This is a genomic window from Corynebacterium sp. UMB10321 (genome assembly GCF_030228725.1).
GTDB lineage: Bacteria > Actinomycetota > Actinomycetes > Mycobacteriales > Mycobacteriaceae > Corynebacterium > Corynebacterium pseudogenitalium.
In genome coordinates this window covers 98,358-110,841 of sequence record NZ_JASOZC010000005.1, presented here as the reverse complement: position 1 = coordinate 110,841, position 12,484 = coordinate 98,358, and the positions used below count along the sequence as shown (strand labels likewise).

Here is a 12,484-nt window from a genome sequence, read left to right as displayed (position 1 = left end):
TACCTGGTGTCTACTCCGACTTTTTCGACCGACCCATCAACGCAGCAATCGTCTCCTCCACCGTCACACCCTGGTGACACACCGCGAAAACGGCTTGTGTCAGCGGCATGTCCACGCCGTGGCGCTCGGCGAGCTGATAAATGCTGCGTGAGGAAATAACCCCCTCAGCAACCTGGCCCTTCGTCGCAGCCTTCGCTTCTTCAATCGTGGCACCCTTCCCCAGCGCAGAACCGAAAGTTCGATTACGAGACAGCGGCGAGGAGCACGTGGCAACCAAGTCCCCCATGCCCGCCAGGCCTGCGAACGTCCGGGCGTCGGCACCCAACTCCTGGCCTAGACGCGTACTTTCAGCCAAACCACGGGTAATAAGCGTTGCCAGCGTGTTCTCCCCTAGCCCCTGGCCAGAAGCCATGCCACAGGCAAGCGCGATGACGTTCTTCGTCGCACCTCCGATCTCACAGCCGACAACATCAGTGTTCGTATACGGGCGCAGGTACGACGTCGCACACGCCGCCTGCACGAGCTTCGCACGGTTGATGTCACTGCAGGCGATGACGGTGGCCGCCGGCTGCTCCTCAGCAATCTCGCGGGAAAGGTTTGGCCCGCTGAGCACCGCGATTCGGTTCTCCTCTGCGCCGGTAACCTCAGCGATGATCTCCGACATTCGCATGTATGTGCCGGTCTCAATGCCTTTCGAAATGGACAACAGCGTGGTGTCAGTACGCAGCAGCGGGGCCCACACTTCCAGGTTCTGGCGCATGGTTTGGCTCGGCACAGCAAAAATAGCGATATCGGCAGCCTGCAGTGCCGCTTCCGCGTCAGACGTTGCGAAGACCCCGTCCGGCAGCGCAATCCCCGGCAGGTAATCGGGGTTCTCCCGACTCTCCTGCATGGTCTTCGCCAGCTCATCCCGGCGTGCCCACAGCTGCACCATGTTGCCGGCATCGGCAAACACTTTGGCCAAGGTTGTCCCCCAGGAACCTGCACCCATTACCGCTACGTTTACCACTTGTGCCACCGCCATTCCTGTCTGCATGAACCGTTTCACGCTAGCACTTTTCTACCGCCAATATCCACAATCAGCCCGCTGACCTGTCGCTGCAGCGAAAACCTGCAAAGTGCGTAAAGATAGAAAGTATGTCACGTTCAACGAAGCTCCACGAACAACACAAAGACCAATTCGGAGAAATGTTCATTACCGGACGCCACCAAGAAGTCCCCCGCCATCCGCGTCGAGAGTTCAAGAAGACAACACTCGCCGCGGGTGCTGTGCTGTGGCGTGGCGATCTCGAGCATCCGGATTCTATAGAAGTCGCTTGTATCCACCGCCCACACTACGACGACTGGTCGCTCGCCAAAGGCAAGGTGGATCCGGACGAGTTCCTTGTTACCACCGCCGTTCGCGAAATTCAGGAGGAAACTGGCTACGAAGTCCGGCTGGGAAAGTTGATTGGCAAAACCGTGTATCCAGTCAAGAACACGACGAAGGTTGTGTACTACTGGACCGGCAAGGTAGTCGGCGGCGAGTTCACCCCTAACAATGAAGTCGACGAGATTCGCTGGCTCAAGATCGACGATGCGACGCAGGTGATGAGCTACGAGCTCGACAGGCAAGTATTGCTGAAAGCTGCGAAGCGCTTCGCCACCCCCGCTGACACCCGAATTCTGTACGTGCGCCACGCTCGTGCGAACTACAAGGAGGCCTGGAAGCACGACGATAGTCGTCGGCCGCTCGATAAGAAGGGCAAGCGCCAGGCGAAGGCGCTTGTGCCGCTGCTGCAGGCGTTCGCTCCTGAGTCTCTGTATTCTGCCGAGCCGTTGCGTTGCGAGCAGACACTGATCCCACTTGCGAAGGCACTCGGTAAAGACATCACGATTGACGCCACCTTCGGTGAAATCGCGTGGCAGGAGAACCAGGTAGCCGCCCGCGCAGATTTTGATGCGCTCATCAAACGCGGTGGCACACACGTTGTGTGCTCGCAGGGCGGGGTCATCCCTGAGATGATTGCTGCGCTTTCGGCCGACGGTCGTCTGCCGATCGATTCGCCGATCCTGGCGAAGAAGGCGTCGGTATGGGTACTGTCCTTTAACGATGGGCAACTCATCGGCGCCGACTACATGCCATCTCCACTACCGGTGCTCTAAGGACACTTCGCCTAGAAAAAGAAAGGACTGCCCAGTTGCAGCCAGTTACCCAAGAACGAATCGAAGCGGCACTCGATGCGCTTGAATTGCAGTATTTCCGCAGTTCCGAGGACGGCCTCACCCGCACCGCGTTTCCGTCGATCATGTGCTTCTTTGAAGTCAAGGACATCGGATTCAAGATCACCAGCCAGTGGCTTGGAACCGCGAAGATGAATGCAGATAAGAGCAATCTTCGTCTCAGCATCAATGAGTTGAACCGCTCACTGCCCCTCGTTCGTGCACATCCGATTCAGCGCGAGGACGGTGCTCTGGTTGCGCTATTTGAGGCACCGTTTTTCTCCTCCGACGGTTTCAGCGACGAGCAGCTGCAGTCAATGCTGCAGTTTTACTTCTCCATCATGCACTACGCGGTGGAAGCGCTCGACGAAAACTTCGCGCATCTCAAAGACAAGCACCCGTACAAGCAGGAGAAGGAACAGTAAAATGCAACAGCTACAGCCGTTAAGTCTTGATCGTCTTCGCAAGCTGTTTGACCAACGCGGTTGGGAGTACCGGGAGCCTACGCAGTACAACTCTCTCATTACAGCATTTTCCGGTATCGGCTTTGAGATGAAGCTGGTCGATACAAGTCTGCATTTCGTCTCTACTGTCTCAATCGATGCTGTCGACGCAAGTCGTTTCGACGAAGTGCTCACGTGGTGCGAGGACTACAACAACGCCCACGCATTCCCATCGCTCGTCGTAATGAAAGACGAGAAGCGCGATGTCTCCGCTCTGGGCGTTGCGTATGTCATGCCGGGCTATTGGGAGTACAGCGACCAGCAGTTCGCGGACCACGTTTCGTCTGCTATTCACGGCATCACAACGTCGGTCCGCGACTTCTTATCGACGTTCGCACCTTCAGCTCTCGAACGTCTCGGCACCCCTGCTACCGAAGAGAAGTAGCGGGGTAAAACGGGCGACGCTGCTGTTCGTATTCCTCGATGGCTTGCTCGTTTCGCAGCGTCAGCCCAATATCGTCGAGGCCTTCGCTCAGGCGCCAACGCGTGTAGTCGTCGACGTCGAACGAGTAGGTACTCTCCCCGACTGTGACGGTGCGGTCCGGCAATGAAACAGTAGCGACAGTGCCTGGTGCCTGCTCGAGCTGCTTCCAGATCAGTTCGATGTCAGACTCCGACATGATGCCAGCTAGAAGGCCCGCCTTGCCCGCGTTGCCTCGGAAGATATCAGCAAACCGTGGGCTAAATACCGCCCGGAACCCGTAGTCCTGCAGAGCCCACACCGCGTGTTCGCGGGAGGAGCCAGTGCCGAAGTCAGGGCCGGCGAACAGTACCGACCCTTCCTTGTATGCCTCGTTGTTCAGCACAAAGTCAGGTTCGTTGGTACGCCAGTTTGAAAACAGGCCGTCCTCGAACCCCGTGCGGGTCACGCGCTTGAGGTAGCGGGCGGGAATAATCTGGTCGGTGTCCACATTTGACCGCGTCAACGGAACTGCGACGCCACTGTGGGTTGTGAATTTTTCCATGATCGTGTTCAGCTCCTGACTACTGTGCGTTGGCGGTGGAAGTGATGTCTGCGGGTGCGGCGAGGTGACCGAGTACTGCTGTAGCTGCCGCAACTTCGGGCGAAACTAGGTGCGTCCGACCCCCAGGTCCTTGGCGGCCTTCGAAGTTTCGGTTGGACGTCGAAGCGCTGCGCTCTCCAGGGGCAAGCTGGTCGGGGTTCATACCCAGACACATAGAGCAGCCCGCGGTACGCCACTCTGCACCGAACTCATCAAATATTACGTGCAGGCCTTCTTCTTCCGCCTGCTGCTTGACCTTGGCAGAGGACGGCACAACCAGCATGCGGGTCCCCTCTGCGATTTTTTGGCCGCGCACAACCTCTGCAGCGGCGCGCAAGTCTTCGATGCGCGCGTTCGTGCACGATCCCAGAAAGACTGTATCAATCTTGATGTCACGCAACGGCGTGCCGGGGGTCAACCCCATGTACTGCAATGCTTTTTCCGCGGCCTGCTTCGCGCTGTCATCTCCGAAGTCCTCAGGGTCAGGAACAGAGGCGCTCAGCGGCAAGCCCTGGCCGGGATTGGTACCCCAGGTGACGAACGGGGTGAGCGTCGAGGCGTCGATCTCTACGACGGTGTCGAACTTCGCGCCGGGGTCAGTTGGCAGCGTCTTCCAGTACGCCACTGCGTCGTCCCAGTCCTTCCCCTTCGGCGCGTAGGGACGTCCCTTAACGTACTCAAATGTCGTCTCATCGGGTGCCACCATGCCGGCACGGGCGCCTGCCTCGATGGACATGTTGCAGATGGTCATGCGCGCTTCCATTGAAAGTTTCCGAATGGCTTCGCCGCGGTATTCGATGATGTGCCCTTGGCCACCGCCAGTACCAATCTTGGCGATGATTGCCAGGATCAAATCTTTCGCACTCACCCCAGGTTGCAGCGTTCCACTGACCTCAATCGCCATCGTCTTGAACGGTGCCAGCGGCAGCGTCTGGGTCGCCATGACGTGCTCTACCTCAGAGGTACCGATACCCATGGCGATCGAACCGAACGCGCCGTGCGTCGACGTATGCGAGTCGCCGCACACAATCGTCATGCCCGGCTGGCTAATGCCCAGCTGCGGACCAACGGTGTGGACGATGCCCTGTTCCTCATCGCCCATTTCGTGCAGCACAACGCCGAACTCTTCACAGTTCTTTCGCAGCGTCGAGACCTGGGTGCGCGAGGTCGGGTCGCTAATTTCTGTCAGCTCGCCAGAAACGATGCCCGTGGTTGGCACGTTGTGATCTTCGGTAGCAAGGTGCAGCTCGGGGTGTCGCATGCGGCGCCCGTTGAGGCGCAAACCATCAAATGCCTGCGGTGACGTCACCTCGTGCAGGAGTTGAAAATCGATGTAGAGAAGATCAGGCTGACCGTTCTCTCCACGGGTGACCACGTGGTCACGCCACACTTTTTCCGCCAGCGTTAATGGCTTTTGGCCCATCTTGCTCCTCCTCAACAGTCGCAACCACCTCCCACCGAGTGAGATGGTAGAATCCATGACGTGAGACAGTATAGCGAAGACTCTGGAATTAAAGTGCTCGATCGCTCGATTTCCATCGTACGAGCGGTCGCAGGCGGCGACAAAACCCTCGCCGAGCTCAGCGAAGCAACCGGACTGCCCCGAGCGACGACTCACCGAATAGCCACTGCACTGGAAGTGCATAACGTCCTAGCAAGGACAGAGGACGGACAATGGACGATCGGCCGCGCACTCTCCCACTTTTCAGGGCACTCCTCCCCCCGTTTGCTCTCTGCCGCCGCACCAATCATGCGCAACCTCGTTGAAGTCACTGGCGAGTCCGTGCAGCTCTACAAGCTCAGCGGAGACACTCGCACCTGCATCGCGGCAGAAAAGCCCGAGAGCGGCCTCACCTACACAGTTCCCGTGGGCTCGCAGCTCTCACTCACCGCAGGCTCAGCTGCCCGTGTGTTCGCCGCCCACTCACTTATCGACGCCTCTCCGTTTCCCTCGCAAGACCTCGAGGCGATCCGTGAAACCGGACTCGCTGAGTCAATCGCAGAGCGTGAAGTTGGGCTGGCGAGCCTGTCTGCGCCCATCACCAACCCAGACGGATCAGTCATCGCTGTCCTTTCCGTTTCCGGGCCGGCCGAGCGGCTCACCCCCACCCCAATCGAAAAGTGGGGCCCCGAGCTGTATGAGGCTGCTCAGGAGCTCACCGAGGCCCTGCGGTAACCCTTGATTGCTGGCGGCGCTGCCCGCCAGCAACAAGTCCAGCACGCTTCGCTCTCACCGTTCTCATTCCGAGATACACCCAGGCGGCCACAGCACACCCCGACAGAACCGCCGGCAACGGTTGGTGCAGCAACGTATTCGACGTCGTGGCCGCTGCAAACGCTGCGAGGTTGAGCCACACGTCATACACAGGGGCGATGAACTGGTGGTTCAACACATGCAGGGCTGCGATGATCAGCCCGCACGCGAACGTGATGGAGAGCAACACTGTAATCAGCACGTGACCAGCGTACTCCCTATCACTACTTTGTTAGCTCGTGGCGTCCAACGTGAGCTCACGGCCATTTTGGTCCTGAACAGGACGAGCATTCTTGCCGATCAGCGATTCGAATGCTTGCAGTTGCTCAGCTGAGGCAGTTACCGGCTGCGTCATTACGATCCAGCGAACGTTTTCAGAGCAAGGTGGCGTCGTCAAAGAGCCTCCATACGTGATGTACTCATGTGATGCTGGAAGAGCATTCGCGATGTTGATCTCCTCCTGAGAGATATGTGAGGTATCCACGTTCTCTGGCGCATTATCAAGCAGATACTGCACTAGCTCGTTCGGTGCACCTTCCTCAAGCAGAATTCCGAGGACTGTAATGTCACCTGCCGCATTCTTGTGTACAAAGTGGATCTCGCCAGGAAGCTGCTTACCGTCGACCTCGTGCTCTGCAGGAGTGTGCATGTGCAGCTGCGCGAGCTCCAGATCTTCACCGTCGAGAGTTACCTTCTGCGTTGTCGACGGCGTGTACTGCAACGTGTGTCCGTTATTCAGAACTTCACCCGTGCTGGCAGCATATGCAAACTCTATGTCTGCCAAGTCTTCAGGGGTAGCGTCACTCAAGTTGATTGGGCTTTGCTCCTTGCCATTTCCACAGACCTCGAATTCGGTCGAAAGGTCGCCCCAGTGCTCTGGAGCACCGTCTCCTTCGTACCCCCAATGGACCTCACTCGTGGCAGCCGCCTCAGTTGAAGTCGACGGCGCATCCGTCCCAGCTTCAGAGCAGCCTGTCAGCGCTAAAACGCTGGCGCTCATAGCGGCGAGCACAGCATACTGTGTTTTTCTCATTCTATGTTCACGTTCCTTTCATCTTTGAGTTTGGCCTCCGATGATACGTGAATCCCATAGCGTGTAAACTGCATGCCTTTGAGGTACCGAAAAAGAAAAAGCAGCCAGTGCTTGCACTGACTGCCATTTGTACCCCGTACGGGATTTGAACCCGTGTTACCGCCGTGAGAGGGCGACGTCCTAGGCCGCTAGACGAACGGGGCGCGCTCGCTTTTTGCGACTCGTTAACAATAAACGTCGCCCTATGAACTCTCCAAATCTGCAGGCCACGCGCCGCTTTCCCGCAACGCGCCCTCGATGGTTGGCCATGACGCTCGCAGCATATGCTCAAACACTCCCCACGTATGGGTTCCCTCAACGATTTCATGCCACGTCACGTTGAGCCCTTGCTGCTGTGCTGTCTCAGCGAAGTACTTCGAGCATGCATACGAAGTTGCTTCGATTACCATGGGCGCTCCGAGCCTCTTTGACGATGCCTCCTCGTCAATCGCGCCGGGCACGCCCTGTGCAGCCCCCAGCCATAGCGTGGTCCCGCGTAGTCGCTCCAGGTTAAGAATTGGCGAGTGCCGCCACCACGCCCTGTTCGACGACGTCCCCCACATATTGACCGGGTTCCCCTTGTTCATTGTCACCCCTGACGATGTGTAGATACCGCCGAGCACGCCGGTGGTCGCCGGGCAGCCCGAGTAGGATGCGGCCGCCACGAACCGATCCGGAGCATTCACGGCGATGTCCAGCGCAGGGCCACCAGACATCGAGATGCCGGCGATGGCGTCGTGCCCGTTGCCGTGGAACTGGGCGTCGATAAGTGGCGGTAACTCACGAGTCATGTAGGTGAGCCACTTGTTCGTACCTGTAGCCGGGTCCTCTCGATACCAGTCGGCCTGCATTGAAGACACTGACCCCTTCGGTGTCACCACATTGACGAGCTTGCCAGCGAAGAACGCTTGATAGTCCGAGGAATTCGCCCAGCTGTAGCCGCCCGCAGCGCCGTCTGCCCCCATCATGAGGTAAAACGTTGGTCGAGGCGCGGTGCCACGCGGCAGCAGCACATCATTCGTCACCTCTCGCTGCATCGACGGCGACCACACCGTGAGTTCCCACAAGTCCCCTTCAACTTGGCGCATAGACCGCAGCTCAGCGGGCGGCGCTTCATGCGCTGGAAACGTTGCTGATGCATCTCCTCTCGACGAACCAGTGGAGCTTCCCGGATACAGCTGGTACATCGATGACCCCAGCTCTCCCCTGCCTAACGCAACCAACACCGCTGCGGGGATGGCGAGCAATGGCACTGCGGAACTCAGGCTGAGAACCGCCAACACCACGCTTGCGGCATCAAGCACGCTCGACCCTGACCGCGAAGGCTCGCCTGTGAAGATCGACGACAGCGGATTGTTCTGGGCTGAACTGGCCTCCGCTTCAGCTGGCGGTACCTGCGCCTGGGCAAGCAGTACTACCACCGAGACTGCTAGGACACAGCGTTTTCGTACAGGGATCGGCATAGGGAAACTGTACCAACCATACTGACGGACCGACCAAGGTAAACAAAGCAAAACAGCCAGTGCAACGCACTGGCTGTTACTTGTACCCCGTACGGGATTTGAACCCGTGTTACCGCCGTGAGAGGGCGACGTCCTAGGCCGCTAGACGAACGGGGCATTAGGACACAGAACCAAAGTTCTGTAGCTGGCCTACCTGGACTCGAACCAAGAATGACGGTACCAGAAACCGTTGTGTTGCCAATTACACCATAGGCCATTGTTTTTCTTCACCCACAAGACTAAACTGTTTCTTTCGTTTTGTCTTGCTCGCTCTGAACAACGATGACTACTATAACCATAAAGCCCAATACGGCACAAATCGCCTGGTCATAATAGAAAAAGAGGTATCGCAAACCATGCGATACCTCTTCAACTTCGCCAATGCTCGTTAGGCCCGTTAGGCCCGTTAAGCCTCCGGCGCAGTGTACGGAGTAACCTCACGCGCAGCGCGCAAGCGCGCCATCGTGGACTGCTTACCCAGCAGCTCCATCGACTCGAAGAGTGGTGGAGAAACCTGCTCCCCGGAGATTCCAACACGGAGCGCACCGAACGCAACGCGTGGCTTCAACTCCAGTTCTTCGATCAGCGCGGTGTGCAGAGCCTTCTCAATAGACTCAGTAGTCCAGTCATCTTCGGCAACGGCGTCGAGTGCCGCAATGCCGGCGTCGAGAGGCTGAACAGCAGTGTCCTTGAGGTTCTTCTTCGCCGCTTTCTCGTTGAGGACAAGATCTGCATCCGGAGTAACAAGGAACTTCAGCAGTCCATACGCATCTGACAGGACCTTGATACGGGTCTGAACCAACTCGGCGGCGAGTGCGAACTTGTCAGCCGGGTAGTCGGCTGGGAAGTCGGTGAACTCGGTCAAGTAGTCGCGCAGACGCTGTTCAAAGTCTTTCGGCTCGAGTAGGCGGATGTGGTCAGCGTTGATCGCTTCCAGCTTCTTCTGGTCAAAGCGTGCGGGGTTGCCAAGCACATCAGAAACGTCAAATGCCTCAACAAGCTGATCAACGCTGAAGATGTCTTCATCAGAAGACAGCGACCAGCCCAGCAGCGCGAGGTAATTGATCATGCCCTCCGGGATGATGCCGTTGTCGCGGTGATTAAACAGGTTCGATTCCGGATCGCGCTTGGAAAGCTTCTTATTGCCCTGCCCCATCACAAACGGCAGATGCGCAAACTCAGGAGTGAACTCAGCGACGCCGATACGCTGGAGCGCCTCATACAGAGCAAGCTGGCGCGGAGTCGAAGAAAGCAAGTCTTCGCCACGCAGGACGTGCGTGACCTGCATCAGCGCGTCATCAACTGGGTTGACCAGCGTGTACAGCGGCGCACCGTTCGAACGTGCAACAACGTAGTCTGGCTGCGTCTGCGACTTGAACGTCACTTCGCCACGCACCAAGTCGTTCCAGGTCCAGTCCTTGTCCGGCATGCGCAGACGCCAAACTGGCTTGCGGCCTTCAGCCTCATATGCAGCGATCTGTTCTTCAGTCAGGTCGCGGTCGAAGTTGTCGTAGCCAAGCTGGGGGTCGCGCCCTGCCGCCTTGTGCCGCGCCTGAACCTCCTCGTTCGTGGAGTAGGCCGGGTAGACCTCTCCGGCTTCGATCAGCTTGTCCAGGACTTCCTTGTAGATATCCATTCGCTGCGACTGGCGGTAAGGCTCGTGTGGGCCGCCTACCAAAACGCCTTCATCCCAATCCAGGCCCAGCCACTTCAAGGAGTCGATGATTGCCTGGTAGGACTCTTCCGAGTCACGTGCGGCGTCGGTATCTTCAATGCGGAAAATCAGCGTACCGCCACTGTGTCGTGCCTGTGCCCAGTTGAACAAGGCCGTACGCACCATACCGACATGGGGCGTACCTGTTGGAGACGGACAAAATCGGACACGCATCTTTGCTGGTTTATTCATGTGCTTTATCGTAGCGCCCCTGCCCCATCAAGGCGCATATGGCAGGCCCTTAGTACGGGCTACGGGACTGCGCCTAGTAAAATATGACCACATGTGTTCAGCCCGCCCCACCACTGCGCCCGACTTTCTGCTTTCCCGAAGCACCGGTTCAGTGCGCACGCAAGGTGCCAATCAAACGTTCTCAGACGCATGGAAAGCTATCGACGCCCTCGAGTCCGGCGACGTCGAGATGGTGGTAGGCGCCCTCCCATTCGATAAAGACACGCCCGCGGCGCTGACAGTGCCCGAATCCATAGTCCGGGAATCTGGCACGCTCGAGCCTCATCCCTACTATCGAGTCGGCCCAGGCTCAAAGCTGCACGCGTCGCTTATCGACGTCGATCCCACCCCGGAAGAACACCTGCGCCGGGTTGAAGCAGCGGTCTCCACGATCCAGGGGTCCATGTTGGACAAGGTGGTCCTTGCTCGTGCAGTGGACATCGCATTCGATCCACCCGTCGATCCTCGCCTGGTCGCCGCGCGCCTGATTGACCTTTCTTATACCCGCGACGGGTTCATTGCAGACCTCACACCGAGCGGGCGTGTCGGCCACTTCTTCGTGGGCTCATCACCTGAGGTTTTGGTGCGCCGCAAAGGCAATATCGTGAGTTCGTATCCGCTAGCAGGATCAGCTGCCCGTGTCCCACACGACCCTGCGGCTGATGAGGCGAATGGTCAGGCACTCTTTGCTTCCGCCAAGGATCGCGACGAGCACGCGTACGTGGTCGAGCACATCCGCGAGATTCTGGCGCCACTGTGTTCCCAACTCGACATTCCAGACGGACCACAACTGGATAAGACTTCAGAAATGTGGCATCTTGCCACCCCAATCCGCGGCGTTCTGAAAGACCCTGCGCCAACAGCGCTCGACCTTGCGCTTCGCCTCTACCCCACCCCAGCTGTTTGCGGTACCCCGCAAACCGCGGCGGAGGCGCTCATCACCACCGCAGAGACCGACCGAGGGTTCTATGCTGGCACCGTCGGCTATACCGACAAGAACGGCGATGGCGAATACATGGTTGCGATCCGCTGCGCGGAGGTCAACGCCGCGGGCACTCAGGCTCGCGCCTGGGCTGGCGGCGGGCTCGTCGCAGATTCCGTCCCGCAAGATGAGCTCGACGAGACCACAGCCAAACTGCGCACCATCATGCGTGCGCTCGGCCTTTAGCCCCAACTAGGCGCGCGCCACCGGGTTAGTCAGCGAGCCGATACCTGGGATCTCAATCTCAATCACGTCGCCCGGGACCATTTCCGCGGTCCCCGCAGGTGAGCCAGTTGCGATGACATCGCCCGGAAGCAACGTGAATGACTCGCTGACCCACTCGACGATTTCGCCGATCGACTTAATCATCTGGTCCGAGTTGGAATCCTGCTTTGTCGCAGTCTCCCCCTCATGTGTGAGGTGCGCCTTGATCGGCAGCGAATCAAAATTGAAGCGCTCAAGATCTGTCTCAATCCATGGCCCTAGCGGAGCGAAGGTATCCATGCCCTTCGCGCGTGCCCACTGCCCATCGGAGAACTGGAGATCGCGCGAGCTGACGTCGTTAATAATGGTGACACCACGCACTACCGACTTCCACTGGTCCGCTTTCACGTTCTTACACGGCACGCCGATGACGAGTGCAAGCTCTCCCTCGAACTCAACGCGGGTAGCGAACTTGGGGATGCGAATTGGCGCGCCGGGACCGACAACTGCTGTCGGCGGTTTGATGAAAATCGTCGGCGGCAAATCATCCGCGGTCTGTTGAAAGACTTCCTTGACGTGGTCCGCATAGTTGCGGCCGACTGCCACAATTTTCGACGGCAACGTCGGTGCAAGCAGCCTCACCTCTTCAAGCTTCCACTCTTTGCCGGTGAACTCAGGGTCGGTGAATGGCGTACCAGCAATAGCACGCGCGGTCGTCGCCGCTTCATCAATGACAGCGAAGGTCATGCCTTCGGGTGTAGCAATTCGTCCAAAACGCATAGGGACGAGCATACAACCCCGAAGGCTGCTCGCACT

At 58.3% G+C, this 12,484-nt stretch carries 13 protein-coding genes and 3 tRNA genes; 5 read left to right on the top strand and 11 right to left on the bottom strand.

Annotation, left to right across the window (positions count from 1 at the left end; translation table 11 throughout):
• Positions 1-10: 10 nt before the first annotated feature.
• Positions 11-1,009: an NAD(P)H-dependent glycerol-3-phosphate dehydrogenase gene (locus QP752_RS06605; RefSeq protein ID WP_070363533.1), complete on the bottom strand. Its 999-nt coding sequence runs from the start codon at positions 1,007-1,009 to the stop codon at positions 11-13.
• Between the two features lie 128 nt (positions 1,010-1,137).
• Between QP752_RS06605 and QP752_RS06600 the strand changes: the two genes are divergently transcribed.
• The 3 genes from QP752_RS06600 to QP752_RS06590 are packed head-to-tail and all read left to right on the top strand — an operon-like array spanning position 1,138 to position 3,090.
• A complete protein-coding gene (locus tag QP752_RS06600; protein ID WP_284804977.1) occupies positions 1,138-2,145 on the top strand; it encodes an NUDIX hydrolase in 1,008 nt (335 codons plus the stop codon).
• A gap of 35 nt (positions 2,146-2,180) precedes the next feature.
• The gene (locus QP752_RS06595) at positions 2,181-2,627 is read left to right on the top strand and encodes a YbjN domain-containing protein (RefSeq protein WP_070976395.1); all 447 of its coding nucleotides are present in this window, start codon (positions 2,181-2,183) and stop codon (positions 2,625-2,627) included.
• Position 2,628: 1 nt separating this feature from the next.
• Complete coding sequence (locus tag QP752_RS06590) at positions 2,629-3,090, top strand: hypothetical protein (RefSeq protein WP_070362560.1); 462 nt, start codon at positions 2,629-2,631, stop codon at positions 3,088-3,090.
• Here the strand turns inward: QP752_RS06590 and leuD are convergent.
• Positions 3,074-3,670: a 3-isopropylmalate dehydratase small subunit gene (leuD, locus tag QP752_RS06585; protein ID WP_284804976.1), complete on the bottom strand. Its 597-nt coding sequence runs from the start codon at positions 3,668-3,670 to the stop codon at positions 3,074-3,076. The two genes, QP752_RS06590 and leuD, sit on opposite strands and share 17 nt — an antisense overlap.
• 19 nt (positions 3,671-3,689) lie before the next feature.
• On the bottom strand, positions 3,690-5,132 hold the full coding sequence (gene leuC, locus QP752_RS06580) for a 3-isopropylmalate dehydratase large subunit (RefSeq protein WP_284804975.1): 1,443 nt from the start codon (positions 5,130-5,132) through the stop codon (positions 3,690-3,692).
• A 60-nt stretch (positions 5,133-5,192) separates the two neighbouring features.
• Here leuC and QP752_RS06575 point away from each other — a divergent pair, with 60 nt between their 5' ends.
• Positions 5,193-5,885 carry an IclR family transcriptional regulator gene (locus tag QP752_RS06575; RefSeq protein WP_284804973.1) on the top strand — a complete coding sequence of 231 codons (693 nt, stop codon included), beginning with the start codon at positions 5,193-5,195 and terminating at the stop codon, positions 5,883-5,885.
• On the opposite strand, the gene QP752_RS06570 is transcribed toward QP752_RS06575, so the two are convergent.
• The 7 genes from QP752_RS06570 to gltX form a co-directional block, all read right to left on the bottom strand.
• On the bottom strand, positions 5,866-6,165 hold the full coding sequence (locus QP752_RS06570; protein ID WP_070362564.1) for a hypothetical protein: 300 nt from the start codon (positions 6,163-6,165) through the stop codon (positions 5,866-5,868). The two genes, QP752_RS06575 and QP752_RS06570, sit on opposite strands and share 20 nt — an antisense overlap.
• Before the next feature lie 30 nt (positions 6,166-6,195).
• The gene (locus tag QP752_RS06565; RefSeq protein WP_284804970.1) at positions 6,196-6,996 is read right to left on the bottom strand and encodes a carbonic anhydrase; all 801 of its coding nucleotides are present in this window, start codon (positions 6,994-6,996) and stop codon (positions 6,196-6,198) included.
• Between the two features lie 130 nt (positions 6,997-7,126).
• Positions 7,127-7,199, bottom strand: a tRNA-Glu gene (locus tag QP752_RS06560).
• Positions 7,200-7,238: 39 nt separating this feature from the next.
• Positions 7,239-8,498: an alpha/beta hydrolase family protein gene (locus QP752_RS06555; protein ID WP_168161638.1), complete on the bottom strand. Its 1,260-nt coding sequence runs from the start codon at positions 8,496-8,498 to the stop codon at positions 7,239-7,241.
• Positions 8,499-8,581: 83 nt separating this feature from the next.
• Positions 8,582-8,654 (bottom strand) — tRNA-Glu (locus QP752_RS06550).
• A 28-nt stretch (positions 8,655-8,682) separates the two neighbouring features.
• Positions 8,683-8,754, bottom strand: a tRNA-Gln gene (locus QP752_RS06545).
• A 189-nt stretch (positions 8,755-8,943) separates the two neighbouring features.
• Positions 8,944-10,443 carry a glutamate--tRNA ligase gene (gltX, locus tag QP752_RS06540; protein ID WP_070362568.1) on the bottom strand — a complete coding sequence of 500 codons (1,500 nt, stop codon included), beginning with the start codon at positions 10,441-10,443 and terminating at the stop codon, positions 8,944-8,946.
• 91 nt (positions 10,444-10,534) lie between these two features.
• On the opposite strand from gltX, the gene QP752_RS06535 reads away from it, so the two are divergent.
• Positions 10,535-11,650, top strand: coding sequence for an isochorismate synthase MenF (locus QP752_RS06535; protein WP_284804967.1), 1,116 nt, complete (start codon positions 10,535-10,537; stop codon positions 11,648-11,650).
• A 6-nt stretch (positions 11,651-11,656) separates the two neighbouring features.
• On the opposite strand, the gene QP752_RS06530 is transcribed toward QP752_RS06535, so the two are convergent.
• The gene (locus tag QP752_RS06530; RefSeq protein WP_083329507.1) at positions 11,657-12,448 is read right to left on the bottom strand and encodes a fumarylacetoacetate hydrolase family protein; all 792 of its coding nucleotides are present in this window, start codon (positions 12,446-12,448) and stop codon (positions 11,657-11,659) included.
• Positions 12,449-12,484: the final 36 nt, after the last annotated feature.